Origin of the sequence: Pseudarthrobacter siccitolerans, assembly GCF_030823375.1 — a bacterium.
Lineage (GTDB): Bacteria > Actinomycetota > Actinomycetes > Actinomycetales > Micrococcaceae > Arthrobacter > Arthrobacter siccitolerans_A.
Map to the genome: position 1 here is coordinate 2,922,493 of NZ_JAUSXB010000001.1, position 26,176 is coordinate 2,948,668.

Here is a 26,176-nt window from a genome sequence, read left to right on the forward strand (position 1 = left end):
ACAGATGACACTCATCAGCAGGATTGAAACCTTCCTTGTCGCCCCGCGCTGGCTCTTCGTCCGGGTCGAGACGGACAGCGGGATTGTCGGCTGGGGTGAAGCAACGTGCGAGGGCCGCAGCGAAACCGTCCGCACCGCCGTCGAGCAACTGTCCGAGCTGCTGATCGGCAACGACGCCCTCCGGATCGAAGACCACTGGCAGGTGATGACCAAGGGCTCGTTCTACCGGGGCGGCCCCATCCTGGCCAGTGCGGTATCGGGCCTCGACCAGGCCCTCTGGGACATCGCCGGCAAGCACTTCAATGCGCCCGTGCACCAACTGCTGGGCGGCCACGTCCGGGACCGGATCCGGATGTACGGCTGGGTGGGCGGCGATGAACCCAACGAGGTGGCTGACCAGATCAGCGCACAGTTGGAGGTTGGCCTCACCGCGGTGAAGATGAATGCCAGCGGCAGGATGAGCCCGATCGCCTCGGTGGCCGAAATCGACGGCGTCGTCCGCCGCGTCGCTGCCGCCCGCGAAGTCCTCGGCGAACACCGCGACGTGGCGGTGGACTTCCACGGCCGCTTCAGTCTTGCCAACGCCCGCCGCGTTGCGCCGTTGCTGGAACCCTACCGGCCTTTCTTCCTCGAAGAACCGGTGGTCCCGGAAAACACGCACCTCCTGCGCGAGTTCACCTCGTCCACGACGACGCCGGTCTCCACCGGTGAGCGGCTTTACAACCGGCAGGAATTCCTGCCCGCGCTGCAGGCCGGCATTGCCGTGGCACAGCCCGATCTCTCCCACGCGGGCGGCATCACAGAGGTCCGCAAGATCGCCTCACTGGCGGAGGTTTACGAGGTGCAGCTGGCACCGCACTGCCCGCTGGGTCCGCTGGCACTCGCCGCGTGCCTTCAGGTGGGCTTCGCGACGCCCAACTTCCTGATCCAGGAACAAAGCATCGGTATCCACTACAACCGGGGTGCCGAGGTCCTGGACTATGTGGTGGACAAAACCCCGCTGAAGTTTGTGGAGGGGCACATCGAACGGCTCACCGGCCCGGGCCTGGGCATCGAGATCGACGAGGCCGTAGTCCGTGCCGCAGACAAACGCGGGCATGCGTGGCGCGGCCCCGTCTGGCGCCAGCCCGACGGCGCCTTCGCCGAGTGGTGATAGCCAGGACCGTGGGCGCCGGGATGGAGGCCCCTCTAAAGGAGAAACCCAGTATGGAGAACACCCTGACCCCCGAGGCCCTGCTGGACGGGGTACGCCGGACCAGGCTGGTGGCAATCGTGCGCGGCACTGACGGCCCGGCCGCCGGGAGGGCGGCCCTCGCCGCCATGGAGGAGGGCTTCCAATACGTTGAAATCGCCCTCACGACACCGGGAGCGCTGGAAGCCATCAGCGAGGTGCGCGCAGTGGCTCCCGCAGGATGTTTCGTCGGCGCCGGGACAGTGCTGACGAAGCAGGACGTGGACAACGTTGAGGCGGCCGGCGGCCAGTTTGTGGTGACGCCGTCACTCGCGCCCTCCATCGAGGAAGCGGCCAGCCGTGGCGTCCCCGTCCTGGCCGGGGCCCTGACCCCGAGCGAGGCGTTAGAGGCCATGAACCGGGGAGCCGCTGCGGTCAAGCTCTTCCCCGCCTCCATCGGCGGACCCGGTTACCTCAAGGCGCTGCGGGATCCGTTCCCGGACACCCCGTTCATTGCGGTGGGCGGCGTCGGACTCGAGGAAGCGGCGGGGTACTGGGGAGCCGGTGCCATCGCGGTTGGGCTCGGCGGCCCGCTGTTCGGGAAGGTCGGATCCGGCGGCGACTTGGCTCCCATGCGTGAGCGTGCGCGCCGTTTTGTTGCCCTTGCCGCCGACTACCACCAGTCCGCGGCCGGCGGCCTCCGGTGACGGCCGCCGTCGGGCGCCATTCCGTGGACCTCTTGACCTTTGGCGAGTCCATGGTCTCGCTGCGCGCTGCCGGCCCGTTGTCGGCCGGCGGCGCCCTGACGATGCACGTTGCCGGCGCCGAGTCGAATGTGGCCGTCGGGGTTGCACGGCTGGGACACCGCGTCAGCTGGGCCGGCGTGACGGGTGCCGATCCGCATGGCGAGTTCATCCTCCGCCAACTCCGCGCTGAGGGAGTGCAGCTGCAGCACCGGGAGGACGCTACCCGCCGGACCGGAGTGATGTTCCTAGAACAGCGCACGGCCGATGTCACCCGCGCCTTCTACTACCGCTCCGGATCAGCAGGGTCAACGCTGTGCCCGGAGGACGTGGACCGTTCGCTCCAGGCAGGGGCCAGGATTCTCCACATGACCGGCATCACCGCCGCCCTCAGCCCCGAGTCCCGGAAGGCGGTGGAATACGCCGCCGAGCAAGCCTCCCTTGCCGGGGCAGTGGTGTCCCTCGACGTCAACTACCGCAGCAAGCTCTGGTCCCGCGAAGAGGCGCGGAAGGTGCTGACACCACTCGTGCGGCATGCCGGCATAGTGGTCGCTTCCGACGACGAACTCGACCTGGTGGCCACGGCGCCGGCGGACGCGCAGGACCAGGAAACGAGGGAATCAGCGATGGTTGCCGAGCTCCTGGGTCTGGGAGTCAGCGAAGTTGTGATCAAGCGCGGCGCCTCCGGCGCCAGTGTCCACACCCTTGACGGCCGTTGGGACGCCCCCGCCGTGCCGGTCACCAGTATCGATACGGTGGGAGCAGGCGACGCCTTCACCGCCGGCTACCTGTCCGCCCTGCTCGACGGCGAGGACGTGCCCGGCCGCCTGCAGCGCGGCGCCCTCACCGGAGCCTTCGCTGTCAGCACTGCAGGGGACTGGGAAGGCCTGCCCGTCCGTGCGGAGCTGGACCTGCTCGGGACTACGCCCGGCGGAACGACGCAACGCTGATTTTTCCCAGGCCGATCACCGGCCTGTCCCTATCCCATCACTAAGAAAGCCGAACCTGCTGTGAAAATTATTGCCGCCGACGTTTTTGTCACCAGTCCCTCCCGGAATTTTGTGACGCTTCGGATCACTACCGAGGATGGTGTGACCGGTATTGGTGATGCCACCTTGAACGGGCGGGAGCTGGCTGTGGCCGCGTATTTGAAGGAGCACGTGGCGCAGTTGCTGATCGGCAAGGACCCGCACCGGATTGAGGACACGTGGCAGTTCCTGTACCGGTCCTCGTATTGGCGGCGTGGCCCGGTGACGATGGCGGCGATTGCCGCGGTGGACATGGCGTTGTGGGATATCAAGGGCAAGATGGCGGGCATGCCGGTGTACCAGCTGTTGGGCGGGGCGTCCCGGAACGGGTTGCGCGCGTACGGGCATGCTTCGGGTGCGGACCTGCCGTCGTTGTTTGATTCGGTCCGGGAGCATCTGGAGCTGGGGTACAAGTCGATCCGGATCCAGACCGCCGTCCCTGGCATCAAGGCCGTGTATGGTGTGGCCGCGCAGGCGCAGGCGTCGGGGGAGCGGTATGACTACGAGCCGGCCGGGCGGGGCGCGTTCCCGGTGGAGGAGGACTGGGATACCCGCGCGTACCTGCGTCACTTGCCGGCGGTGTTTGAGGCGGTCCGGAACGAGTTCGGCCCGGAGATCCCGCTGCTGCACGACGGGCACCACCGGATGACGCCCATCCAGGCCGCGAAGCTGGGCAAAGCCTTGGAACCGTATGACCTGTTCTGGCTGGAGGACTGCACCCCGGCGGAGAACCAGGAGGGCCTGCGCCTGGTCCGCCAGCACACCACCACCCCGCTGGCCATCGGTGAGATCTTCAACACCGTGTATGACTACCAGACCCTGATCAAGGAACAGCTGATCGACTACGTCCGGGCCGCGTCCACGCACTTCGGCGGGATCAGCCCGTTGAAGAAGGTCATGGACTTCGCCGCGCAGTACCAGATCAAGTCCGGCTTCCACGGCCCCACCGACATCTCGCCCGTGGGCTTCGCCGCGCAGCTGCACGTGGGCCTGGCGATCCACAACTACGGCATCCAGGAATACATGCAGCACTCGGACAAGACCAACGAGGTCTTCCACCAGTCCATGACCTTCGTGGACGGCTACCTGCACCCGGGCAACGAACCGGGCATCGGCGTCGAGTTCAACGAAGAAGCCGCAGCGGCCTACCCCTACCAGCAGGCCTACCTGCCCTACAACCGCCTCATCGACGGAACGGTCCACGACTGGTGAGTTCCCGCTTCCGCGGCCGCGTATTACCGGCAGCAGTCACGAACTGGCACCAAGCTACCGGGTAGTGCCAGCATGATTGGATGCTTGAGGCAACCAAACCCCAGAACACCCAGGGCGAAGCGCCCGTCAATCCCGCACTGGCCGCGGAAAGCAGGATCGCGCGCGTCGCCGTAACAGTGTTTCCGCTCCTGGTGGTGGCCGCCGGCATCGTAGGCTACCTGGCACCCGGCGCTTTCAAGCCCATGGCACCCGGCGTGCCGTACCTGCTCGGGATCATCATGTTCTGCATGGGCCTCACGCTGACCCCGCCGGACTTCGCCGCCGTGGCCAAGCGCCCGTGGGCCGTCGCCCTGGGAATCGTGGCGCACTACGTGATCATGCCCGGGGCGGGCTGGCTGATCGCCGTCGCCCTGAACCTGGAACCGGAGCTGGCCGTGGGCCTGATCCTGGTGGGTTGCGCGCCGTCCGGGACCGCGTCCAACGTGATGGCCTTCCTGGCCAAGGGTGACGTGGCGCTTTCCGTGGCCGTCGCTTCCGTCTCGACGCTCATCGCCCCAATTGTCACCCCCTTGCTGGTCCTGTTCCTGGCCGGGTCCTACCTCCAGATCGACGCCGCCGGCATGGTCCTGGACATCGCCAAGACAGTCCTCCTTCCGGTGGTCGCCGGACTGCTGGCCCGGCTGTTCCTCAAGAAGCTCGTCGCGAAGGTCCTGCCGGCACTTCCCTGGGCCTCCGCCGTCGTGATTTCCCTGATTGTGGCCATTGTGGTGGCAGGCAGCGCCAGCAAGATCGTGGCGGCCGGCGGCATTGTGTTCCTGGCCGTGGTGCTGCACAACGGCTTCGGGCTGGGGCTGGGTTACCTTGCCGGAAAGATCGGGCGGCTGGACAGCAAGGCACGCCGCGCCCTGGCCTTCGAGGTGGGGATGCAGAATTCGGGCCTGGCAGCGACGCTGGCCACCACTCACTTCAGTCCCCTGGCCGCCCTGCCATCGGCCGTGTTCTCGCTGTGGCACAACATCTCCGGCGCCACCGTTGCCGCGTGGCTGGCCCGCCGCCCGCTGGGTGATGCCAAGGGCTGACCAGCCTCAGGGCGCTGCGAGAGCGGAATCATAGTGCCCCGATTCCCAAAGTGGAAACTGGCATGGGACAATGGGAAGGATGACTTCCCCCACTTCTTCTTCCGAGACTCCCGTTCGCGCCCGTGCAGAGGGCGACGGGGCCGCCGAGAGCACCCGCCCGCAGATCCGCCCCGCTGCCGAGGGCTGGGAGCAGGCGCGCACAGTCGAGGGCCGTCCGCTGCTCCAGTTCGCCTCCCCGCGGGTGAAGCAGCCGCCGACGCACCTGGCTGACCTGAGCCTGGCCGAGCGCGCCGCGAAGCTGAAGGAGCTTGGACTCCCTGCCTTCCGGGCGAAGCAGCTCTCCACCCACTACTTCCAGCACTGGACCACGGACCCGCAAGCCATGAGCGACCTGCCCAAAGCCGGCCGTGAAGAGCTCGTCGCCCAGATGTTCCCGCCGCTGCTCACCGAGGTCCGCCGCCTCCGCACCGACAACGGCGACACCATCAAGTTCCTCTGGCGGCTGTTCGACGGGGCGCTGGTGGAGTCCGTGCTGATGCGCTACCCCGGCCGCATCACCCTGTGCGTCTCCTCGCAGGCCGGCTGCGGGATGAACTGCCCCTTCTGCGCCACCGGCCAGGCCGGGCTGACCCGCAACATGTCCACTGCGGAGATCGTCGACCAGGTGGTTGCTGCCAACCGCGCGATAGCTGCCGGCGAGCTGGGCCCCCAGGAGCACGACGGCGAACGCGTCACCAACATCGTGTTTATGGGCATGGGTGAGCCGCTGGCCAACTACAAGCGCGTGATGGGCGCCCTCCGCCGCTTCGTGGATCCCTCACCCGAGGGGCTGGGCATGTCTGCCCGAAACATCACGGTCTCCACGGTGGGCCTCGTCCCGGCCATCCGCAAGCTTGCGGATGAGGACCTGCCGGTCACCTTCGCGCTGTCCCTCCACGCTCCCGACGATGAGCTCCGCGACGAGCTGATCCCGGTCAACAACCGCTGGAAAGTGGACGAGGCGCTCGACGCCGCCTACGACTACTACCGGAAGACCGGGCGCCGGGTCAGCATTGAGTACGCGCTGATCAAGGACATGAACGACCACCCGTGGCGTGCAGACCTGCTGGCGAAGAAGCTCAACCAGCGCGGCCGTGGCTGGGTGCACGTGAACCCCATCCCGCTCAACCCCACCCCGGGCTCCATCTGGACTGCCTCGGACAAGCCGGTGGCGCAGGAGTTCATCGCCCGGTTGCGCGCCGCCGGTGTGCCCTGCACCCTGCGCGACACCCGCGGCAAGGAGATCGACGGCGCCTGCGGCCAGCTCGCCGCCGCCGACTAGGGACTGGCTGGAGCTGCTGCGCGGATGAGGCGACGACGGCCGGCGCCTTTCCGGGCGCCGGCTGGGTTTCCGACCGTCAGGCAGCGAAGAAACTGCGAAGTTCGGTTGCCATTGCTGCGGCTGATACCTCATGCGTTTGGCCGTCGAGCGTGCGGTGTACCGCCTGGGGGATCGCTTGGGCAGTCCGTGTCTGGGCCGCTGTGATGGCGGGGACAGCTTTTCCTCCCGCCATGACCAGCGTCGGAACACTGATTTCAGCGAGCCGTTCCATGGGCGCGGTGAAGCTATTGAGGACAGCGATCTCGTAGGGGAGCGTGTTGGCGGCCGCTTTCTGGTTCTTCCACACCTTCGGCATCAGGCGGAGCATGATCGGTACGAACGCCGGCACGCCGATGACCTTGACGAGGAAGTAGGAGACCATGGCCCCGCGTTTGTTGCCGGCGAGGAGCGCGTTCAGGTGGCCTGCATGGTCAACGGGCACACCTACGGTGTCAGTGGCCTTCGTGTAGGGGACTTCGTAGGTGGCAAGTTTTCGCATGGAAACACCAGCGGCAGCCGCTTCGAGAGCCAGCGCGCCTCCCGAGGAAATGCCGTACACAAACGCATTGCCGCCCACGTGGTTTATGACGGCGTCGAGATCTTCGATTTCGCGTTGCACCGAGTGGGGCCGCTTATCACCGCTGTCTCCCCGGCCCCGACGGTCGTAGAAGGACACGCTGTAGGAGTCAGCGAGCTCGTTTGCCAGTTCACGGGCCGGGCCGAAGGAGCGGCCGCAGAAGGCTCCGTCTACCAGGACAATGGCAGGCCCGGAACCGATGCTCTCGACGAAGATGGTTGTTCCGTCAGCGGACGAGACCTGGTGGATGACGGTTTCCTGCAGTGTGCTCTTCATGCGGTGCGCCTTTCAAAGGATCATCTACCGGTGCCAAGCCGCCGGGGTCAGCTGCCGACCTCCTCACCCTAGACCTACAGCCCTTCTCCGAAGCCAGTTCGGCTCGAATAAAATTTCACGCTGGAACCGGTCGTATTTTCGGCTAGATCCACTTCGGCGGGGCTGGTACCTGGTTCTGTTCCTGGCTGCTTTTTGTTGTGCCGGGTCCGGTAGCCGTGACTCCGTGGGTGCCGCGGCCTGCTGCCCATTGGACGACAGCGGGGAGGGGGCCGGTGATGATCGTCGGGTTGGTGGCGGTGGTGTCGCCGAACGCCAGGGCGGTGCCGGTTCCGGTGCCGGTGACTTTGATGAGGAGCCCGGTGTCGGTGCCGCGGGTGTGCCAGGCACCGGTGATGTCGGTGAGGAGGCGTTCCAGGACGGGTGCGGGGATGTCGGTGAAGGTGGCTCCGTTGTCGAGGTCGACGGCGTGCATCCAGACTTCCCGGGTCCGCATCCACATGGTTTCTTCGGCGGGGACAACGCGGCCTTGGGCGGTTTTGACTTTGTGGTGCCAGGCCTCGGCGGGCAGGTCGCGCCATTCGACGTTCAGGTGCACGGCGGAGTGGTCGAAGAGGTGCCGCAGGGCGACGGGGGAGAGGGTGGCGCCGAATTCGATCTCGTGGGTCCGCGCCTCGGGGGAGGTATACATGAGGGTTTCTATGCCGGTGGCGGCCCATTCGATGAGCCGGGCGATGGCGCGGGCGTTGTAGCCCACGTGTGCCACGACATGCCGGCGGGTCCAGCCGGGCAGCAGGGAATTGCTGTCGAGCTCTGCATCGGGGAGTTCGTTCAGCTTGCGGGCGAAGAACGCGGTGCCCCGGCGCGCCTGCAGCAGTGCGTCCAGGAGTGCCGGGTCGGTGGTCTGGTCGGTGCGGGCGGCCATCAGGCTTCCTTGATGACGCGGTTCTTCAGCTGGCCCAGGCCCTCGATGGCGGTGACCAGGACCTGGCCGTCCTGCAGGTACCGCTTGGGGTCCTGCGCGTGGCCCACGCCGCCGGGAGTACCGGTGGCGATCACGTCACCAGGGTTCAGCGTGATGATCGTGGAAATGTAGGAGACCAGGAACTCCGGGGTGAACACCAGGTCCGAGGTGGGGGTGGACTGCTGAACGTCCCCGTCGACCGCGGAGGTCATCAGCGGCCCGGGGGTGAATTCGTCCCGGGTGACCAGGGCCGGTCCGAACGGGGTGGACTTCTCCCAGGTTTTGCCCTGCAGCCATTGGATGGTGCGGAACTGGTAGTCCCGCATGGATACGTCGTTCAGGACGGCGTAGCCGGCGATGTGCGCGGGCGCGTCTGCTTCACTGATACGGCGGCCCTGCTTGCCGATCACGACGGCGAGTTCGGCTTCCCAGTCCACGGTGTCGGATTCCTGCGGCAGGGCCAGGTCATCGTTCGGGCCGATGAGGGATTCGGCGTACTTGGCGAACAGGGTGGGGTATTCGGGGACTTCCCGGCCCATTTCCTTGATGTGGTTGCGGTAGTTGTGGCCTACGCAGATGATCTTCCCCGGGGCGGGTACGACGGCGGCAAGGTCCGCGCCGTCCAGGGCGTGGGTTGCGCCGGTGGCGGCCTTGGCGGTGGTTTCCCACGCGGGGTCCTGCAGCAGGGCCCCGACGTCGGCGAACCCGGGGATCTCGGTAAGGGTCTCGCCGTCCTGCCGGACCGCCACGGTGCCTTCAGAAGTACGGAGGGTGAGGAGTTTCATTACTTGGTGCGTCCTTCGGTGTAGGTGCGGTTGAAGTTCAGGCGCTCGAAGATCGGGGCGTCGCTGAAACGGAAGAGATCAAACCCGGTGTCGGCGTGAAGGGACCAGGCGGCCCAGGAGGGAACGACGAAGAGGTCGCCCTTGGCCAGGTGCTTTGTTTCGCCGTTCAGGACCACGGTGCCGGTGCCTTCGAAGACCTGCCAGACGCTGGAGCCCACCTCGTGGACGGTGTCCGTGCCGGCGCCGGGGCGGAGGCGGTGGAACTCGGCCCGGATGGTGGGCATCACGTCCCCGCCGGTGGTCGGGTTGGTGAACCGGACGGCGGCGTGGCCCTGGGAGACGGTGGCGGGGTGGCCCTCGTCCTCCAGCAGGAGCTGCTCGGTCAGGGCGGCGTCGGTGTGCGTCCAGCGGTACGCGGCGATCGGGGAGCTGGTGGTGTCATCCAGGCCCGAGAGCGGGCGCAGGCCGGGGTGGGCCCAGAGCCGTTCGGAGCGGGAAATGCCCGGGGTGGCTTCGTCGGTGACGCGTTCGGTGCCGAACTCGAAGAACCCGGCGTCGGCGTAGTGAACGAACGGGATGTCAAGCCCGTCGATCCAGGCCATCGGCTCATCGGTGTCGTTGTGGTGGCCGTGGAAGTTCCAGCCCGGGGTCAGCAGGAAATCCCCGCGGGACATCCGCACGGGGTCCCCGTTCACCACGGTCCACACACCCTCACCCTCCACCACGAACCGGAACGCGTTCTGTGAGTGCCGGTGCTCGGGGGCGGTTTCCCGGCCGCCCAAGTACTGGATCGCGGCCCACAATGTCGGGGTGGCGTAGGGGGTGCCGGCCAGGCCGGGGTTCGCCAGGGCGATGGCCCGGCGTTCCCCGCCGCGGCCCACCGGCACCAGGTCCCCGGCCCGGGCAGCCAACGGGTACAGGTCATTCCACCGCCACACATGCGGGACGGCCTTCGGGGTCGGGACCATCGGCATTAAATCGCCGATCTCCGTCCACAACGGAACCAGGTTCTCCTTGCCGAAATCCTTGTACAGCTGCTCCAGCTGCACAGCCTCCTCCGGTGCGGGCTCCGGCACGGCATGGCTCGCGGCCACTGACTCATGGGTCGGGTTATCAAGCATTGTCTTCCTTCTGTCTCTTAAGAACCAGGGTGTCCCCGTTGCGGGTAGGCACCTCAGTAGCCGCGGGCATTACAGCTCCAATCCGAACCCGCACTCGTACAGCGCGTCTGCGGTATCGCCGGGTACGTCCGGCCGGGATGCTGCCACTGCGGCTTCCGAACGGGGGAGTTGGAACGGTAGGCGGCCCTCGGGACCGACCGTTCCGGTGAGGGCCTGGAGGACTGCCGTATCCGAGGCCCCGTAGACTGCGGCGATGGCAGCACAATGGGGCTCCAGCGGGGTCAGCACTGCGGGGCGGTCCAGGTGCGGCACCAGGATCACGGGAACCGCGGCTGCCAGGCGCTGGACCCGATCAATGGTTTCATTGTCGAATTCCAGGCTTCCGGCGTGGAAGCTGGACTCCAGCATGTAGTAGTCGCGGAATTCGAAGGGCGCTGCGGCCCGGACGATTGCCACGTCTGCCATGGCGGGGTCAGCGGCCACGGCAAAGCCGGCTTCCGTGAGTGCTTCAGGAGTCATCTCGTCGGAATAGATACGGAGGCCAGCTTTCAGGGGCAGGACGGGTGTGCCATTGCACGCGGCGTTTTTCAACACCGTTACGGACCGGGCCTGGGCCCGCTGGCCGGCTTCCACGTACTCGGGAAGCCCTGTCCGTTCTTCGGCCTGTGCCTCGTCGACGTAGGGGTCGTCGAAAAGTCCCAGTTCAAACTTGACCTTCAGCAGCCTGCGGACCGACACGTCGATGCGCTCCTCTGTGAGGCGTCCGGCCCGGACCAGGTCCACTACGATCTCGGGGCATTCCTCACCGCCGAACTGGTCGCAGCCCGCTTCGATGACCTTGAGCACCCGCTCCTCCTCGGAGAGATGCTCGACACCCCAGGCCCGGGGAGGCAGCTGCTTACCATGCAGGCGGGATTCGGTGACGAGGCTCCAGTCGGTGCACACAACGCCGTCGAACCCCATCTTTTCGCGCAGGAGTCCGGTGATGATCTGGCGGTTGAAGCCAAACCCCACCTCTTCGACCGGTTCCCCGTCCAACTCCAGGCCAACGGGCATGCCGTAGTACGGCATGATGGCCGTCACGCCGTTAGCGATGACACGCCGGAATGGCTCAAGGTGGTGCTCGAACATGCCGCCGGGGTATACCTGCTCGCGTCCGTAGGGGAAGTGCGGATCTTCGCCGTCCTGCTGGGGCCCGCCGCCGGGGAAGTGCTTGGCCATGCAGGCAACGCTGCGGTCGCTGAGTTGTTGGTCTTCGAAACCTTCCAGGTAGGCAAGGGCCAGGCGCGCCACCAGGTCAGCGTCCTGGCCGAACGTGCTGTATTGGCGTGCCCACCGTGGCTCCGTGGCAAGGTCGATGGTGGGGTGGAGGGCGGCGCGGATGCCGATGGCGGTGTATTCAGCCCGGGCGATGGCCGCGAACTCGCGAACCAGTTGCTCGTCCCGGACGGCAGCGAGGCCAAGCGGCTCGGGCCACGCCGAGAAGTATTCGGCGGTGAAGGAAGCCCCCCAGTTCTCGATGAAGGAGTGGCGTGGGTCGGTTGAGAGTGTCACGGGGATGCCATGCGGGCTTGAATTCATCGCAAGCCGCTGCAATTCGTTCACCCACCGAGCAGCGAGCCGGGGTTCGGGCACGAAGTGGAAGTTGAGGTGGTTGACTAGTTTGTCGACGACGACTTCCTGAAGTCCCGCCCGGCCGGCGCGCGGAGTTTCGTCCCCGAGTTTTCCGCTTTCGGCGGCGCTGACCATGGTCTGGAACATCAGGCCGGCTTTCTCCTCGAGGGAGAGGCGGCCCAGGAGGTCTTCAACCCTTTCGCTTGCGGGCAGTGCGGGGTTCTCATATGGGTCCATGATGCCGTTGCCGTTGAGGTCCCTGAAGACCGTTCCGTCCGGCGCGCGCAGGAATTCGGGCGCAAGGTCCACGCTCATGCTGCCTGCTCCGGGCTTGTAGCGATGAGTTGGCAACGGGCTTCGCACCGCTCGAGCTGCTGGGCGGGGTTGGGTACGGGGGAAGACATGAAAAGCCTTTGCGTGTTGGGGTGGATTGGTTGCGATGTCACGGGGCAGTCTCGTCGTCTTTGCCTCGGTGCGTTCGGGTCGGAGCCTTTGGTGCTTTATATCGGGGTCGGGGATGCTGCTAGCGGGCGAGGGCCCCGGCCTGTATCTGCTGCTCGGCCTGTTCTGCGAGTAGCCGCTGCCGGTTCGCGCGGTTCTGCTCCTGGCGACGAGGGTCGGGGATCGGAGACGCTAAGAGTAGTCGCTGGGTGTACGGGTGCTCGGGATGGCTCGTCACCGCCTCTCCGTCTCCGGTCTCGACGATCTCGCCGCCATGCATGACTGCGACCCGGTGGCTGATGTAACGCACAACGCCCAGATCGTGCGACACGAAAAGATACGCAACACCCAGCGACTCCTGCAACTCGATGAGCAGGTCAAGTACCGTCGACTGGGTCGAAAGATCGAGCGCCGAGACGGGTTCATCGCAGACCACCAGCTTGGGCTTAAGTGCGAGGGCTCTCGCTATGGCCACCCGTTGGCGCTGGCCGCCGCTGAACTCGCGAGCAAACCGGGCCGATGCGTCCTGGGGCAGGCGGACACGATCCAGGAGCTCATGCACCCGCCGCTCGGCCGAGCTTCGATCAACGCCGGCCGCTCGTAAGGGCTCGGTCAGGATGTCTCCGACCGACATGCTCGGGTTGAGGGATGTATACGGGTCCTGAAACACCACTTGAAGGTGCCGGGCGATATCGCGCCGCTCCGCCCGGGAAGCGTGTCCGATCTCCTGCCCCTCAAAGCGGACCGAGCCGGCGCTGACGGGTGCGAGGCCGAGGATGGCGCGACCCAAAGTAGTCTTCCCGGAACCGGATTCTCCCACCAGCCCAACTGTTTCGCCCTCCTTCACGTCGATCGACACGCTGTGCAGAGCGCGGAACGGCTTCGCCCGGAACCTTTTTGCTGGGTATTCGACGACCAGATCTCGGACGGCGAGAAGTGGCTCAGGCATTGGTTTCCTCCAGATTGGGAGTGGTACGGGCTACCCGCGACGGCCGGCCGTCAAGCATCGAGCCGAGCAGCGTCTTGGTGTAGTTGTGCTTCGGGGCCTCGAAGATCGTTGTGGCATCCCCGGCTTCAACAATCTCGCCCTGAGACATCACGAGTACCCGATCACAGATATCGGCGACGACGCCGAAGTTGTGGGTCACCAGAAGCACGCCAAGGTCCTTCTCCTGCTGGAGCCCACGCAGCAGGTCAAGGATGTCAGCCTGAACAGTTACGTCAAGCGCTGTGGTGGGCTCGTCGGCGATGAGCAGCTCCGGATCGCAGGAGACCGCGCCGGCGATGAGCACGCGCTGGGCCATGCCGCCGGATATTTCGTGCGGGTAGGAGTTGTAGGTCCTGACGGGATCGGGGATCCCCACGTGAGCCAGCAGGTCCAAAACGCGCTGACGGGCCTCACTGCGGCTCATGCCGAGGTGGACGCGGACTACTTCGCTCAGCTGGAAACCGACCTTGAACGAGGGATCCAGGTTGCTCATCGGCTCCTGCGGAATGTACCCGATCCGCTTGCCGCGCACGGTGCGGAGGAAGGACAGCGGACGGCCGACGAGGGGTTCGCCGTCGAGCAGTATGGTGCCCGAGGAGATCTCTCCGCCTTGCGGAAGCAGTCCGAGGATGGACAGGGCTACCTGCGTCTTGCCCGATCCTGATTCGCCCACGAGGCCCAGCACTTCACCGCGGGCGATTTCGATGGATACACCGTGAACAACCTCGGTTGCACCGCCGCCGTACGCGACGCGGAGGTCACGGACAGTGAGCAGGCCATTCGCAGAGGTGGCATCTTCATCTGAACCCGGACGCGCCGGTGCGATCGGATGCGCGCTGCGCGCCCAGCGCTTGCGCGCCGGTTTGGGGGATCCTGCCTGGAGAGCGTCCCGGAGGCTGCCTGCGAAGAGCGCGAGCGATCCGGAGGTCAGGGCGAGGGCCAAGCCGGGCCAGAAAAGCATCTGCGGTGCCTGGAAAATGTTGAGGAAGCCCTCATTCAGCATCGAACCCCAACTGGCGGTGGCGGTGTCGCCGAATCCCAGGAACTCCAGACCGGCTTGGATGTCGATGGAGATGGCGAGGACGATCGCGCTGTGCAGGATCAAGGGTCCCTTGACCACCGGGAGTACGTGACGCGTGATGATTGTAATGTCGCTGAGGCCAGAGACCCGGGCGGCATCTACGTACAGTTCATTGCGAACCCCGCTCACCGTGGCGCGGACCAGCCTGTATGCGCCCGGCGAAAGCATCACTCCGAACACGACCATTGACACCCAGATCGAAGGTCCGACCACGGTCCGCAAGGCGAGCAGCACGACGATCGCGGGTAGAGCCTGGATGAGGTTCGATGCCCACGAGGCGGCCGAGTCGAAGGCGCGCCCGTAGTAACCGGCGATCAATCCGGTGGGCAGCCCGATGACGAGCGAGGTGACGAGGGCTATCGTGGCACCGAGCAGGCTCACCTGGGCGCCATAGAGTAGTCGGGACAGCAGGTCCCGCCCCGCGCTGTCGCCACCCAGCGGGTGATCCGCGGAGGTTGGCGCGAAGATGTCTGAGAGCGAGGACTGGGTCGGGTCCTGCGGCGCGAGGAGGGGGGCGAATGCGGTGATCAGCAGGATGAGCAGCAGCGTGGCAAGGGAAATGATGCCGACAGGACTGCTGAGTACCTTGCGTACGACCCCGCGACGAGGGGCCGTTTTAACAACGGCAACCGGCGGAGTGGGAATGATTTGGCTCACGAGAGACGCACCTTCGGGTTGAGCAGGCCGACCGCGAGGTCGATCAAAAGGTTCACAAGGACGACGATGACCGTCATGACGATAACCACGCCCATGATCACCGGCACGTCTCCGTTCACCGTCGCGTCGGTGGCCGCCAGGCCAAGTCCGGGCAGTGCGAAGATGCGCTCGATGAACACTGCACCGCTCAACGTCCCAATGAAGGTCAGCGCAACGACGGTGAGTGCAGGAGCGCTGGCATTGCGCAGGACGTGACCGAGCAGTCGCCGGAGCGGCAGGCCCCGGGCGTTCAGGGTGCGGATGTAGTCCTGTGCGAGCACGTCGATAACCGCACCGCGCACCTGCTGGGCAACTCCGGCCACTGCCCCGACCGTCAGCGCCGCGATGGGGAGGGCGATCGACGCCGCCCACCCCGCCCGGGGAGGTGGCGAATGGGACGAAGCCGGTCGCCGGGAAGAGCCGGAGTTTCAGGGCAAAAGTGGAGACGAGCAGAAGCGCGAGCCAGAACCCGGGCACGGCGAAGCCGACGATGGCTAGAACCTGCAAGGCGTTGTCGAGGACGCCGCGGCGAATCGCCGCCGTGACGCCGAGGGCGAAGGCGAGGGTCGCCGAGATGAGAATCGCGCCGATAACCACGGTCAGCGTGATAGTTAAACGGCTGGTCAACAGGGAACCGACAGGCTCGGCCGTGAACCACGAGCGACCAAGGTCACCGGTGACCAGGCGGGCGACGTAGTCAAAGAACTGGGTGAGGAGCGGGCGGTCGACGCCGAGTTCGGCGGCTTTCGCGGCAATTTGTTCCGCGGTCGCGTTCTCGCCGAGGATCTGCCGCGCAGCGTTCCCGGCGTTCCCATACATGAGAAGGAATGTGAGGGAGGGGATCACGATGAGCAGCGACAGGCCGGCCGCGATCCGTTTCCCGATGAATTCGAGCAACTTGCTTCTCCTACAGATGCGGTCGTGGGGCGGGCCGGCCCGCCCCACGACGGATGATTTTACGAGCCCGCGGGCGCGTAGTTGTAGATCGCCGGAACGTTGAGTCCGGTTTGCAGTGTCACATTGACGTCGGTGGCGACGAAGTACTGCTCCTCGACCCACAGCCACGGGTCGAACCAGACGTTGTCAACGAGGAACTCGTTTATTTGCCGGACGAGCTCGCCGCGCTTGTCCTCCGGGGTGGACGGGTACTGCTCAATCAGGGCGGTCAGTTTCGGGTCGCTGGAGTGCAGCGGGTTCCAGACGGCCTTCTCGACGATGTAGTTGTTCAGTACAACCCAGTCGGTGGGTGTCGAACCGAGGGTGGCAGGCGAGACCGCATACTTGCCGCTCTGGACCCCGGCAAAGTACTGCGGGACCGTTCCGAGGTTTTCGAAAGTCACCCGGATGTTGAGCTGGCCAAGGCTGTTCTTGAAGTTTTCCTGAGCAGCCGGGGTTGTGTTGGCGTTGATCGGGATCGTCAAGTCGAAGCCGTCCGCGTAGCCGGCTTCCGTCATCAGCTTCTTGGCCTTGTCAACGTCGTAGGAGTAGGCGTCATTGAGGGATTTGTCGTAGCCGGGCGAGGCCGCGTTGAAGACTTGGGTGTTCTGCACACCGGTGCCGCTGAACAGGGCCTTTTGGATCGTGTCCACGTCGAAGGACATCGCCATGGCCTGCCGGACCCGGACGTCGCCGAGCGCCGGGACGATGGCGCCGGTGCGGTCGTAGAAGATCATTCCGTTCCATGCCAGGTTGGCGTCGGGCGTCAGATGCTTAATGCCGGCCGCGTCGGCCGCCTTGCGGTTATTGTTGGCGGTCAGGTTCGCTGCGTCCACCTGCTTGCTCTGCAGGGCGTTCAGGAGCGATACCTCGTCCGGGAAGATCTTGAACACGACCTTGGCGAACTTCTGCAGCTCGGGCTTCCAGTAGTCCTTGCGTGCGGTGAAGGTATAAGTGGAGCCCTGGACTGTGGCAGCGGAGTCCATCACGTAAGGGCCTGATCCGACGGGCTTCGTTGCGAGTCCTTTTGCATCCTGCAGTGCGGCCGGGCTCGCCATGCGTCCCGCCGCATCCGAGAGGCTGAAGATGATGTCGGGGTCCGGTGCCGAGTATTTCAGCGTGATGGTGTCCTTGTCGACCGCCTCCACTGAGGCGAGGCGAGCCAATTCGCGTGCAAGCGGACCAGTGCCCGCCTTGAAGCGCTCGAGGTTCGCCTTGGCCGCTTCGGCGTCGAACGCCTTGCCGTCGCTGAACGTAACGTCCGTCCGCAGGTTCAGCGTGATGGAGGTATTGTCCGCCGCCAGCTTCCAGTCGGTTGCGAGCATCGGAGCGTAACTGCCGTCGGGCTGGCGCAGAATGAGCGAGTCATAGGGCGCCTGCGCGTACGGCACAAAGTTGGCTTCGCCGACACCTGCCGGATCGAAGGTCTGCGGACCCACGATGCTGCCGAGGGTCAGGGTCTTGGTAGGGGCGCCTGCGGCACCACCATTGCCGGCGGGCGCGGGTTCTCCACCGGAGCAGGCGGTGGCGCCTACGGCTAGGCCGACGGCAAGTGCCGCGGACGCAAGGATGCGACTGTGCATCGAGTACTCCTTTGTATTCCAGGTATTCCAGTTCAGGTGCGGTACGTTGGCGACGGCGTCGCCGGACCTCTGAGGACCCGTGTGAGTCAGGCCTTGAGGACGATTGAGCGCATCGCCTGGGCGATGCGGAGGGCGCGTGCGTCGGCGCCGCCGGGCGGGGGCGTCCGGCGCACGGTATAGCCGAAGCTGATCTGCGTTTCCGGGTCGTGGTAACCGAGGGCTCCTCCTGCCCCGTCATGACCGAACGCACGGAACCCGCCAAAGACGAGGTTCGGGGCCGGCTTTTGAAAGACAATCCCGTACCGCCGCTGGATACCGATGACCTCATCGGTACCCACTACCTGGGTCTGGGCCATCTGCTCCACAGTGTCGGACGATAGCAGCGGCGTTTTGGAGACTCCGACGACCGCCTCTGCGAACAGCGCCGCTATTCCGCGGGCGCTTACGCTCGCACCGATTGCTGGTTGGCCCACCGCGCGGTCCCTGCGCTGCAATTCCCGGCGCTGATCCTCCGTCTTCGGTGCGGCGATCGAGCCGAAAGTGTACCGGCCGAGTTGGCCTTCGAGCCGAGGGAACGGCACCTCTGTCATTGCGGCGATGGGCGCTGAGGGAAGGAGGTCGACGGCGCGAGGCTCGAGGGCCTTTGGCAAGCCGAGAAAGAAATCGATGCCGCGGGGCGCCCGGATCTCGCGCTCGAAGAACTCGGCCAGCGTCAGCCCAGTGATCCGGCGGACCAGTTCGGATGCCAAGACTCCGATGGACACGCCGTGGTAGCCGAACGCCGCGCCGGGGCGCCAGAGCGGGCGCTGTTCAGCGAGGACAGCGGCGGCGCGGATCGTGTTGCCCATTTCGTCGTGGCTTAGCAGAGGCACGGCCTGCGGGAGGCCAGCTTGGTGCGAGAGGAGCTGTCGGACCGTAACCCTGTCCTTGTCGCCGGCCGCGAATTCGGGCCAGTATTCGGCGACAGCGGCGTCGAGGTCGATCTGCCGGCGCTCAAGCAGGAGACCGATGCTAATGGCGATTGCGTTCTTGGAGACGGAATAGGGAATGAGGAGGCTGTCCCTCTCCACCTGCCCGATCGCGATGTCGATGACAAGCTGGCTGCCGACGTAGGCCGCGATTTGGACGTCGTCATCCTCGAACGCCCCTCCGTTGAGGAGTTCCTCCACTAGGGGCGCGAACGCGACGTCAATGTCCGACTGCACCAACGAATTTGTCATGGCATCTAACTCCTTTGTCTGCCGCCGCGACCTTTACTGACCGCCGGTTAGGAACCTATACTTACCGGTGGTTAGTATTCTGTCAAGGACGTCTTATCCGTCGTCGCCACCTTTTCGACCGATGAAGTTGGAGCCTCCCATGACGCGTAACGCTTGTCTGGCCGTTGGCCGCCTCACGGCTCCTGACGGAACCCGATTTCGCGGCCGGGTACTCTGTTGTCCGAACCGCCGCGCCGGAAGGAGCCTGACGTGAAGGAGTCACCGATGCTGGATTCGAAGCCGGAAGCACCACCACGTTCCGGTCCCTATCTGAAGGGGTTGGCCAAGCGGCGCGAGATCCTCGAGGTCGCGCTCGAGCTCATAGCGGAGAACGGCTACGCGAACATCAACCTGCAGCAGATTGCGGACACCGCGAAGATCACCAAGGCGGGCCTGCTTTACCACTTCGGCTCAAGGGAGAACCTCCTCACCGAGGTGCTGCGCCGACGTGATGAGCGGGATACGGCGACATTCGCAACCGCCACGACGACAGAGCCGCGCATCACGAGGATAGTGCGGCATAACAGCGAAGTGCCCGGACTGGTCGAGTTGTACTCCGCTCTGCTGCAGGAGGGAATCGCCCCCGAACACCCGGCCCACGACTTCTTCATCCAGCGCTATGGGCGCGTGATAGGCAATGTTGCAGAAGACGTCCGGCGCGGTGTCGAGGCAGGAGCGTTGCGTCCTGGGCTCGAGCCGGAGCTACTTTCGCGGATACTCGTCGCGGTTTCCGATGGCCTTCAACAGCAGTGGCAGTACGACCGCTCGATCGATATAGCCGAGCACCTCGACTACCTCTTATCGCTGCTCGGTGGCGGCGGGAGCGCCGGGACCTCGAGCGCACAAGGTGAGGCGGAGGCGGAATGATCTACGCGACATCGTCCGAGTCCCTGAGCGCTACGAACAGGCCCCGCACGATCATCATGGCGGATCCGGAGCTCGACGACCTGAACTCGATGATCCGACTGCTTCTGTACAGCAACGAAATTCGCATCGAGGGGCTCATCTACGCCAGTAGCCGTTTCCACTGGAAAGGTGACGGCAAAGGGACGACGTTCCTGCTGCCGGACCGGGAGTATGACGAGCCGCAAACCTCCTTCCGCTGGGCGGAGGGTGAATGCTTCATCCACGACGCCGTCGACGCGTACGCCGAGGTGTACGCCAACCTCATCGTCCACGACCCTGGCTACCCGCACCCTGACGATCTGCGGGCGGTTATCCGGGACGGAAACATTGAGTTCGAGGGCGATATGTCCCAAGACAGCCCAGGATCCCGCCTTATCGCAGACGCGCTGCTGGACGACGAGCCGGGGCTGGTACATCTGCAGAACTGGGCAGGCACGAGCACCATGGCGCGGGCCCTCCGCTCGATTGAGGAGCGCCACTCGGGTACTCCCGAGTGGCAGGACGTGCGGGCGAGGGTTAGCCGCAAGGCGGTCGTCACGAAGTTTTCCTCGCAGGACAGCACCTACGATGACTACATCCGGCCGAATTGGCCAGAGCTCCGTGTCACAGACGTCGCCTGCTTCGCCTGGGGCTACCCGGTGCGGCGAGTGGTGCTGCCGAAGGACGAATACATGCTGAGCGCCGCGTGGATGCGCGAGAATGTCACGTCAGTAGGCCCACTGGGAGCCCTGTACCGTGTCTGGGGCGACGGGCGCCAAATGGTCGAGGGTGACTACACCGACTTCTTCCATCTGAGTGGGCACTCGACGGAGGAATTGCAGGAGATGGGCTACCGTGTGTGGATCGAGCCCCAGCCGGCTGGGGAGTGGATCTCCGAGGGTGATACCCCAAACATGCTGAACCTGCTGGGCAACGGACTGCGGGGGCACGAGCATCCGAGCTTCGGTGGCTGGGGCGGCCGCGGGACACGCTTGGAGGAGGGGCCGGACACGTGGGCGCTGCGCCCTACCGTGGACACAGCGGCCGACGGCGGCACTCCGGGCGAGTACTCACTCACCCGGTGGTTCGGCGACGCCCAGCGGGACTTTGCGACTCGGCTTCGGTGGTCAGTAACCCGGGAGTATGCCGGCGCGAACCATCACCCGGAGGTTGCCGTCAGCCCGGGACTCGACGTAAGTGGTGAGCCAGGCTCGGCGATGACGCTGTCCGCTTCTGCTACGGACCCAGACGATGATTCGCTGTCGTACCACTGGTGGCAGTATGCCGAGGCAGGGACCTACGCAGGTCGCGTTGCACTCTATGGAAATGACGGGTCGGAAGTCACGCTGACGGTGCCGTCAGACGGCGCCGCCGGGCAGACGATCCACCTGATCCTTGAGGTTGAGGATGACGCGGCCATGCCACTCAAGCGCTACCAACGCGTGATCGTGACGATCGAGTAGTTTCGTCCGCCTGTCATGGTGCATGGTCAGCCTTGGAGCATGCTTAGGCGTAGGCATCTGCTGCCGCGAGCAGCTCGATGCGGAAAATGACAAATTACAGCAAGGGGTGCCCGGCGGCGCCGGGCACCCCAGAGGCCGCGGCTAGCGCTTGACGGCGTCCAGCTTTAGCATCTTGGCGATGACGCTGTCCAGCTCGGAGTCGTCGAAGATCTTCTTCCAGTCGTCCTTGATGATGGTGTCCTTGCCGTACTGGATGGCGATTTCGCAGGCCTCCGAGAACGGGTTAGAGCCGCGCAGGGCGTTGGTGAGGGCGATCTGGACGTGGCCGAACAGCATGGCCTTGGCTGCTTCCTCGGGTACGCCGGCGGTGTGGACGGTTTCGTGCAGGGCCTCGTTGAGGAGGGTGCCGATCATGCAGGCCACGGTTTCCACGAGGGTGGGCTCGAGGATGGCGAGCTGCTTGACGGTGACCCAGTGGACGTCGATGACCGGGGCGTAGATGACGCGGATGGTCGCCTCGGCGGCGGCCTTGGTCTCTTCGGAGGCGTCGTCGTCGATGGCGGCGACGACGTTCTGAGGGGCGCCTTCGCCGCCGAAGGTGTCGGCCCATTCTTCCTTGGTGGTGCGCTCCAGGAACACGGACGGGTGGCACGGGTGGGCTACTGCCTGGACAACGTCGTCGCGCTTGGCCAGCAGGCCGGCGTAGGCTGCGGCGGGGTCCAGGGTGAGCAGGATGGCGCCGGGCTTCATCTGGGGGACGACGCCTTCGGAGACGACGCCGAGGACGGTGTCGGGGACGGCGAGGATGACCACGTCGGCGCCCTTCACGGCGTCATCGGTGGTGGTGATGTCCCGGCCTTCAGCCTTGATGCGTTCCTGGCCGGCGGGGGAGTTTTCGCTGTAGAAGACGGTGTGGGCGCTCTGCTGGAGGTTCCGGGAAACGCGCATTCCCATCTTGCCCCCGGCTCCGATGACGGCGACGGTCAATTTTTCTGCTGACATTTCATTTGCTCCTTAGGAATTCGATGCTGTGCTGGGTCCACTGGTTTTCGAGCCGGATGGTTTCCGCCTCGGAGTCCTGCCAGGGCAGCCAGTGTTCGACGATTTGGTTGATGTTTCTTTGGTGGGGCTGGAAGCTGCTGACCATGTAGTCGTAGTCGAGCAGGCCTTCGCCGAGCGGTGCGCCGGCGTAGGTGAAGCCGACCCACCCGTCTTTGCGGGTGAAGGCGAAGTCCTTGATGTGCATGTTCAGGACATAGGGTGCGACGGCGTCCATCACCTCGCGCGGCATCTCGAGGGCTGCGACGGTGTTGGCGGGGTCGCTGCAGATGCCGAGCCAGGGGTTGTCCACGCCGCGGATGACGTCAAGGATCCGTGCGGTGGGCACCTGTTCGTAGGTTTCCACCGCGATTTTGACGCCCGCGGCCTCGAACTCGGGCAGGACTTCCTTGAAGATCGCGACGGCTTCTTCTGCCGTTGGAGCATGGCCGCGCGTGTTGAACATGGTCCTCAGCAGAGGCGAGCCCAAAATCCCGGCGATGTGGAGGAATTTCCGCAGGTGCCCGGGGCGGATGCCCTTGGTGCCGAGCTCCAGCGAGATTCCCAGCCGGTCCGCGGTGGCCCGGACTGCTTCCAGTTCGGGGTCCGTCATGGTTTCCAGCGGGGCGTAGTCGCAGACCTGGAAGAGGTCCACGCCCAGGTCCGCGGTCCGCTCGAGCGCCTGGTGGATGCTCAGCGGCTCGGAGACCTTGTCCGAGAGCTGCCAGAAGAACGCGTAGCTGCTCAGGCCGATTCGTGAGGTCATACCGTCACCGCCGCTGCGGCAAGCCTTGCTGCGGTCTCATCGAGGATGGTCTTCAGTGCTTGGGGATCGTGCGCGAAGCGGCCCAGGAACAGGCCGGCGACGGCGGAGTCCAGCTTGGAGATCAGGCCGGGTCCGGCGCTGCCGCCGTAGATCACGCGGCTGTCCGCCTGGCCGGGCAGGCCGCGCAGGTGCGCATCCAGCCCGGTGATGACGGCGCTGATGTACTCAGGGGTGGCGGGTTCCGGGGCGCCGATGGCCCACTGCGGCTCGTACGCCACGATGGTCCGGCGGGCCGGTGCCAGGGACCGGGCGCGGTTGATGGCCGCATCGATCTCGGCGGTGCACCGGGTTATGGCTTCCTCCACGGATCCCTGCTGCAGTTCCCCGACGCACAGGACGGGCGTCAGGCCGTTCCGGTAGGCGGCGGCAGTCTTCAGCCCGATGATCCTGTCGTCCTCGCCGAAGATCCTGCGGCGTTCGGCGTGGCCCACCTCGGCGTAGCGTCCGCCGAGCTCGGCTACGGTCCTGCCGCCCACCTCGCCGGTGAACGCGCCTTCGTCTTCCCAGAAGATGTCCTGAGCGCCGCTGGCGGCTCCCGCAGTTCCGAGGATACGGGCCGCTTCGGGCAGTACCGGGAGCGTGGGCAGGACGAACAGCTCGATGTCGCCGCTTTGGACTGCAGGGTGCGCAAAGGCGATGGCGGCCACGTCGCGGCAGTAGTCCACTGACCGCTGGTAGCCGAAGTACATCTTCAGGCTGACGCCGATGATGGCCTTCGATGGTGTTCCGCCGGCGGCGGGCTTAGCAGGAAGTGACACCCTCGTAGTCCTTAATCAGGCTGACTTTCTCGGCCGAGGCAGAGGTTTCGTCGAAGGTGTAGGTGAGCCATTCGCGGGCGAGCCGGCGGGCCAGTTCGAGGCCGACGACGCGCTGTCCGAACGTGAGGACCTGGGCATTGTTGCTCAGGACCGAGCGCTCCACTGAGAAGCTGTCGTGGGCGGTGACGGCGCGGACGCCGGGGACCTTGTTCGCGGCGATGGCCACGCCCAGGCCGGTGCCGCAGACCAGAAGGGCGCGGTCTGCTTTGCCGGCGGCGACGAGCTCGGCGGCGGCGATGGCCACCGACGGGTACGGGGTGTGGCTGGTGGCGTCCACCCCGACATCGGTCACGAATTCCACCAGGTCGGAAGCTTCCAGGTCAGCCTTCAGGGCTTCCTTGTATTCGAAACCGGCGTCGTCGCAACCGACGACCAGGCGCAGTTTGGCGCTCATGCTTTCTCCTTAATGGTGGTCCGCTCGATAAGCGTGTTGTGGATTGCCCGGATGATCAGTGCCATGGATACTGCTCCGGCGTCGGGGGTGCCGAGGCTCTTCTCGGCGTGCGGACGGGCCCGGCCCATCAGGGGCAGCAGCCGGGCGGTGTCCTCAGCAGCCTGCTCTGCGGTCACCGCGGCGGCCGCCCAGGCCTCCGTGAGGGACTTGCCGGCTTCGACGCCGGATGCCAGGGCATCGCGGAACGGAACTAGGACGTCCACCAGGGTCTTGTCGCCCGGCTTGGCCTTGCCGAAGTCCATGATGGCCGCCGCTGCACCTGCGACTCCGGCGGCGACAGCGCCGGCGTCGGGCGCTGTGCTGTCACCGACGGCATCGCCGACGGCCCGCAGGGCCATTCCCCAGAGGGCGCCGGACGTGCCGCCGGCCTTGTCGGCCCAGGCATCTGCGGCGAAGTGCAGGGTGGTGCCGGTGCCGGCACCGCGGGCGACGGCGTCTTCCGCAGCGTCGACAGCGGCGCGGACGCCGCGTTCCATGCCGATGCCGTGGTCACCGTCGCCGGCGATCGCGTCGATCCGGCCCAGCTCGTCCGCGTTTGCGTCCACCACTGCCTTGGCAGCGCCGAGGGCGGTCAGGACACGGGCGGCACCGGCGCGGGACTCCGGCGTCGCATCAGGAATGGAAAGCTCGACGTCGGCCGCCTCACCGCCACTGGCGTCCAGGGCCTCGGCGGTGACGGCGCCCCGGCGGAAGGCCGGCGCGTCAGCGGGAGCGTTCCAGAGCTTCTCGAGTTCGTCATCAAGCCAGAACAGGGTGAGGGACGTTCCTGCCATGTCGAAGCTGGTAACGAGCTCGCCCACCTGTGGGTCCACGGCTTCCAGGCCTGCTTCAGCGAGGAGCTGGGCGACGCGGCGGTACACCACAAAGAGCTCTTCGTACTTGACGCTGCCCAGGCCGTTGAGGATGGGGACCACACGGGCGCCCTCTGCGCCGGCGCCGTCCGGGATCTCGGTCAGGAGCTTGGATACCAGCAGTTCGGCGAGCTCATCCGCCGTCGGAATGTCCGTTTCGTCGATGCCCGGTTCCCCGTGGATGCCCATGCCCACGGCCATGCGGCCCTCAGGGACGGAGAACAGCGGGTGGTCCGCGCCCGGGAGGGTGCAGCCGGTGAACGCGACGCCGAACGAACGGGTGCGGTGGTTCGCGCGTTCGGCGATTTCCGCCACCGCGTCCATGGAGCAGCCGGCTTCCGCGGCGGCCGCGGCCACCTTGAAGACGGTGAGGTCACCGGCGATGCCGCGGCGCTTGGCATGCTCCGCGACCGGGGCGGAGGAAACGTCGTCCGTGACGGCGATGCTGCGGCAGTCGATGCCCTCCTTGCGGAGGCGGTCCTGGGCCTGGTTGAAGTGCAGGACGTCGCCGGCGTAGTTGCCGTAGCCCAGGAGCACGCCGCCGCCGTTGTCCGCTGCCTTGGCCACGTTGTAAACCTGCTGGGCCGAGGGGGAAGCGAAGAGGTTGCCCATCGCCGCTCCGTGAGCCAGGCCCTGGCCCACCAGTCCGGCGAAGGCGGGGTAGTGGCCGGAGCCGCCGCCGATCACCAGTGCCACCGTGTCCGGGGTGCTCTTGGTGTTGCGGACAACGCCGCCGGACACGCGCTTGACCCAGCGTTGGTGGGAGGCGACGAAGCCCTCGATCATTTCGTCAGCAAAAGCTGCGGGTTCGTTGAACAGGCGGGTCATTGCAAAGCTCCTGGTTTACTGCTGCGAAGGTGATTGAGCATGCCGAGAATCGGTCTCGACAGGCTCCCACCAGCTTGTTGGGGTTGGTGCGGGGGCGCCCTT

The 26,176-nt window shown here is 65.8% G+C and carries 23 protein-coding genes and 1 pseudogene; 8 read left to right on the plus strand and 16 right to left on the minus strand.

The annotated features are described in order from the left end of the window. The first annotated feature begins 4 nt into the window (after positions 1 to 4). From dgoD to rlmN, 6 genes are all read left to right on the plus strand, one after another. Positions 5 to 1,153: a galactonate dehydratase gene (dgoD, locus tag QFZ36_RS13590; RefSeq protein WP_306637320.1), complete on the plus strand. Its 1,149-nt coding sequence runs from the start codon at positions 5 to 7 to the stop codon at positions 1,151 to 1,153. 53 nt (positions 1,154 to 1,206) lie between these two features. Then, complete coding sequence (locus QFZ36_RS13595) at positions 1,207 to 1,878, plus strand: bifunctional 4-hydroxy-2-oxoglutarate aldolase/2-dehydro-3-deoxy-phosphogluconate aldolase (RefSeq protein ID WP_306637322.1); 672 nt, start codon at positions 1,207 to 1,209, stop codon at positions 1,876 to 1,878. Between the two features lie 23 nt (positions 1,879 to 1,901). Next, positions 1,902 to 2,864, plus strand: a complete 963-nt coding sequence (locus QFZ36_RS13600; protein WP_306637324.1) for a sugar kinase — start codon at positions 1,902 to 1,904, stop codon at positions 2,862 to 2,864. Positions 2,865 to 2,924: 60 nt separating this feature from the next. Beyond that, entirely contained in the window at positions 2,925 to 4,154 is a 1,230-nt protein-coding gene (gene manD, locus QFZ36_RS13605) for a D-mannonate dehydratase ManD (RefSeq protein ID WP_306637327.1), read from the plus strand. 80 nt (positions 4,155 to 4,234) lie between these two features. Further along, positions 4,235 to 5,233, plus strand: a complete 999-nt coding sequence (locus QFZ36_RS13610; protein ID WP_306637329.1) for a bile acid:sodium symporter family protein — start codon at positions 4,235 to 4,237, stop codon at positions 5,231 to 5,233. A 79-nt stretch (positions 5,234 to 5,312) separates the two neighbouring features. Further along, on the plus strand, positions 5,313 to 6,554 hold the full coding sequence (rlmN, locus tag QFZ36_RS13615) for a 23S rRNA (adenine(2503)-C(2))-methyltransferase RlmN (protein ID WP_306637331.1): 1,242 nt from the start codon (positions 5,313 to 5,315) through the stop codon (positions 6,552 to 6,554). A 76-nt stretch (positions 6,555 to 6,630) separates the two neighbouring features. Here rlmN and QFZ36_RS13620 read toward each other — a convergent pair whose 3' ends face one another. The 11 genes and pseudogenes from QFZ36_RS13620 to QFZ36_RS13670 all read right to left on the minus strand — a co-directional run bounded on the left by QFZ36_RS13620 (position 6,631) and on the right by QFZ36_RS13670 (position 18,872). Further along, positions 6,631 to 7,446 (minus strand): alpha/beta fold hydrolase, encoded by an 816-nt coding sequence (locus QFZ36_RS13620; protein WP_306637334.1) that lies wholly within the window; start codon positions 7,444 to 7,446, stop codon positions 6,631 to 6,633. Between the two features lie 142 nt (positions 7,447 to 7,588). Continuing rightward, entirely contained in the window at positions 7,589 to 8,368 is a 780-nt protein-coding gene (locus QFZ36_RS13625) for a maleylpyruvate isomerase family mycothiol-dependent enzyme (protein WP_306637336.1), read from the minus strand. Then, the gene (locus tag QFZ36_RS13630; protein WP_306637338.1) at positions 8,368 to 9,192 is read right to left on the minus strand and encodes a fumarylacetoacetate hydrolase family protein; all 825 of its coding nucleotides are present in this window, start codon (positions 9,190 to 9,192) and stop codon (positions 8,368 to 8,370) included. The genes QFZ36_RS13625 and QFZ36_RS13630 overlap by 1 nt, the downstream gene beginning before the upstream one ends. Next, the gene (locus tag QFZ36_RS13635; protein ID WP_306637340.1) at positions 9,192 to 10,313 is read right to left on the minus strand and encodes a cupin domain-containing protein; all 1,122 of its coding nucleotides are present in this window, start codon (positions 10,311 to 10,313) and stop codon (positions 9,192 to 9,194) included. The genes QFZ36_RS13630 and QFZ36_RS13635 overlap by 1 nt, the downstream gene beginning before the upstream one ends. A gap of 69 nt (positions 10,314 to 10,382) precedes the next feature. Continuing rightward, positions 10,383 to 12,242, minus strand: coding sequence for a glycoside hydrolase family 3 protein (locus tag QFZ36_RS13640; protein ID WP_306637343.1), 1,860 nt, complete (start codon positions 12,240 to 12,242; stop codon positions 10,383 to 10,385). A gap of 208 nt (positions 12,243 to 12,450) precedes the next feature. Continuing rightward, on the minus strand, positions 12,451 to 13,317 hold the full coding sequence (locus QFZ36_RS13645) for an ATP-binding cassette domain-containing protein (RefSeq protein WP_306637345.1): 867 nt from the start codon (positions 13,315 to 13,317) through the stop codon (positions 12,451 to 12,453). After that, positions 13,310 to 15,094, minus strand: coding sequence for a dipeptide/oligopeptide/nickel ABC transporter permease/ATP-binding protein (locus QFZ36_RS13650; RefSeq protein WP_306639212.1), 1,785 nt, complete (start codon positions 15,092 to 15,094; stop codon positions 13,310 to 13,312). The genes QFZ36_RS13645 and QFZ36_RS13650 overlap by 8 nt, the downstream gene beginning before the upstream one ends. Further along, entirely contained in the window at positions 15,091 to 15,456 is a 366-nt protein-coding gene (locus QFZ36_RS13655; protein ID WP_306639214.1) for an ABC transporter permease subunit, read from the minus strand. Before QFZ36_RS13655 ends, QFZ36_RS13650 begins: the two co-directional genes overlap by 4 nt. A gap of 406 nt (positions 15,457 to 15,862) precedes the next feature. Next, positions 15,863 to 16,198 (minus strand): annotated as a pseudogene (locus QFZ36_RS13660) (hypothetical protein); the annotation flags it as partial. Further along, complete coding sequence (locus QFZ36_RS13665) at positions 16,090 to 17,652, minus strand: ABC transporter substrate-binding protein (protein WP_306637347.1); 1,563 nt, start codon at positions 17,650 to 17,652, stop codon at positions 16,090 to 16,092. The pseudogene QFZ36_RS13660 and the gene QFZ36_RS13665, both read right to left, overlap by 109 nt. Before the next feature lie 86 nt (positions 17,653 to 17,738). Beyond that, positions 17,739 to 18,872: a serine hydrolase domain-containing protein gene (locus QFZ36_RS13670; RefSeq protein ID WP_306637349.1), complete on the minus strand. Its 1,134-nt coding sequence runs from the start codon at positions 18,870 to 18,872 to the stop codon at positions 17,739 to 17,741. 249 nt (positions 18,873 to 19,121) lie between these two features. On the opposite strand from QFZ36_RS13670, the gene QFZ36_RS13675 reads away from it, so the two are divergent. Beyond that, positions 19,122 to 19,778, plus strand: a complete 657-nt coding sequence (locus QFZ36_RS13675; RefSeq protein ID WP_306637351.1) for a TetR/AcrR family transcriptional regulator — start codon at positions 19,122 to 19,124, stop codon at positions 19,776 to 19,778. After that, positions 19,775 to 21,259, plus strand: coding sequence for a DUF1593 domain-containing protein (locus QFZ36_RS13680; protein WP_306637353.1), 1,485 nt, complete (start codon positions 19,775 to 19,777; stop codon positions 21,257 to 21,259). Before QFZ36_RS13675 ends, QFZ36_RS13680 begins: the two co-directional genes overlap by 4 nt. A gap of 141 nt (positions 21,260 to 21,400) precedes the next feature. Here QFZ36_RS13680 and QFZ36_RS13685 read toward each other — a convergent pair whose 3' ends face one another. From QFZ36_RS13685 to QFZ36_RS13705, 5 genes are read right to left on the minus strand one after another with little or no spacing between them, the layout of a single operon-like run. Continuing rightward, positions 21,401 to 22,261: a phosphogluconate dehydrogenase C-terminal domain-containing protein gene (locus tag QFZ36_RS13685; protein ID WP_306637356.1), complete on the minus strand. Its 861-nt coding sequence runs from the start codon at positions 22,259 to 22,261 to the stop codon at positions 21,401 to 21,403. A 1-nt stretch (position 22,262) separates the two neighbouring features. Beyond that, a complete protein-coding gene (locus QFZ36_RS13690) occupies positions 22,263 to 23,063 on the minus strand; it encodes a sugar phosphate isomerase/epimerase family protein (RefSeq protein WP_306637358.1) in 801 nt (266 codons plus the stop codon). Continuing rightward, positions 23,060 to 23,881, minus strand: coding sequence for a triose-phosphate isomerase family protein (locus QFZ36_RS13695; RefSeq protein ID WP_306637360.1), 822 nt, complete (start codon positions 23,879 to 23,881; stop codon positions 23,060 to 23,062). The genes QFZ36_RS13690 and QFZ36_RS13695 overlap by 4 nt, the downstream gene beginning before the upstream one ends. Continuing rightward, positions 23,865 to 24,335 (minus strand): ribose-5-phosphate isomerase, encoded by a 471-nt coding sequence (locus tag QFZ36_RS13700; protein ID WP_142042250.1) that lies wholly within the window; start codon positions 24,333 to 24,335, stop codon positions 23,865 to 23,867. The genes QFZ36_RS13695 and QFZ36_RS13700 overlap by 17 nt, the downstream gene beginning before the upstream one ends. Further along, positions 24,332 to 26,074, minus strand: a complete 1,743-nt coding sequence (locus QFZ36_RS13705) for a dihydroxyacetone kinase family protein (RefSeq protein WP_306637362.1) — start codon at positions 26,072 to 26,074, stop codon at positions 24,332 to 24,334. Before QFZ36_RS13705 ends, QFZ36_RS13700 begins: the two co-directional genes overlap by 4 nt. Positions 26,075 to 26,176 lie beyond the last annotated feature (102 nt).

Coding starts and splice junctions, on each gene's coding strand:
- dgoD (WP_306637320.1), top strand. CDS start 5: ATGACACTCATCAGCAGGATTGAAACCTTCCTTGTCGCCCCGCGCTGG.
- QFZ36_RS13645 (WP_306637345.1), bottom strand. CDS start 13,317: ATGCCTGAGCCACTTCTCGCCGTCCGAGATCTGGTCGTCGAATACCCA.
- QFZ36_RS13630 (WP_306637338.1), bottom strand. CDS start 9,192: ATGAAACTCCTCACCCTCCGTACTTCTGAAGGCACCGTGGCGGTCCGG.
- QFZ36_RS13620 (WP_306637334.1), bottom strand. CDS start 7,446: ATGAAGAGCACACTGCAGGAAACCGTCATCCACCAGGTCTCGTCCGCT.
- QFZ36_RS13700 (WP_142042250.1), bottom strand. CDS start 24,335: ATGAGCGCCAAACTGCGCCTGGTCGTCGGTTGCGACGACGCCGGTTTC.
- rlmN (WP_306637331.1), top strand. CDS start 5,313: ATGACTTCCCCCACTTCTTCTTCCGAGACTCCCGTTCGCGCCCGTGCA.
- QFZ36_RS13665 (WP_306637347.1), bottom strand. CDS start 17,652: ATGCACAGTCGCATCCTTGCGTCCGCGGCACTTGCCGTCGGCCTAGCC.
- QFZ36_RS13595 (WP_306637322.1), top strand. CDS start 1,207: ATGGAGAACACCCTGACCCCCGAGGCCCTGCTGGACGGGGTACGCCGG.
- QFZ36_RS13635 (WP_306637340.1), bottom strand. CDS start 10,313: ATGCTTGATAACCCGACCCATGAGTCAGTGGCCGCGAGCCATGCCGTG.
- QFZ36_RS13625 (WP_306637336.1), bottom strand. CDS start 8,368: ATGGCCGCCCGCACCGACCAGACCACCGACCCGGCACTCCTGGACGCA.
- QFZ36_RS13705 (WP_306637362.1), bottom strand. CDS start 26,074: ATGACCCGCCTGTTCAACGAACCCGCAGCTTTTGCTGACGAAATGATC.
- QFZ36_RS13690 (WP_306637358.1), bottom strand. CDS start 23,063: ATGACCTCACGAATCGGCCTGAGCAGCTACGCGTTCTTCTGGCAGCTC.
- QFZ36_RS13680 (WP_306637353.1), top strand. CDS start 19,775: ATGATCTACGCGACATCGTCCGAGTCCCTGAGCGCTACGAACAGGCCC.
- QFZ36_RS13670 (WP_306637349.1), bottom strand. CDS start 18,872: ATGACAAATTCGTTGGTGCAGTCGGACATTGACGTCGCGTTCGCGCCC.
- QFZ36_RS13685 (WP_306637356.1), bottom strand. CDS start 22,261: ATGTCAGCAGAAAAATTGACCGTCGCCGTCATCGGAGCCGGGGGCAAG.
- QFZ36_RS13610 (WP_306637329.1), top strand. CDS start 4,235: ATGCTTGAGGCAACCAAACCCCAGAACACCCAGGGCGAAGCGCCCGTC.
- QFZ36_RS13640 (WP_306637343.1), bottom strand. CDS start 12,242: ATGAGCGTGGACCTTGCGCCCGAATTCCTGCGCGCGCCGGACGGAACG.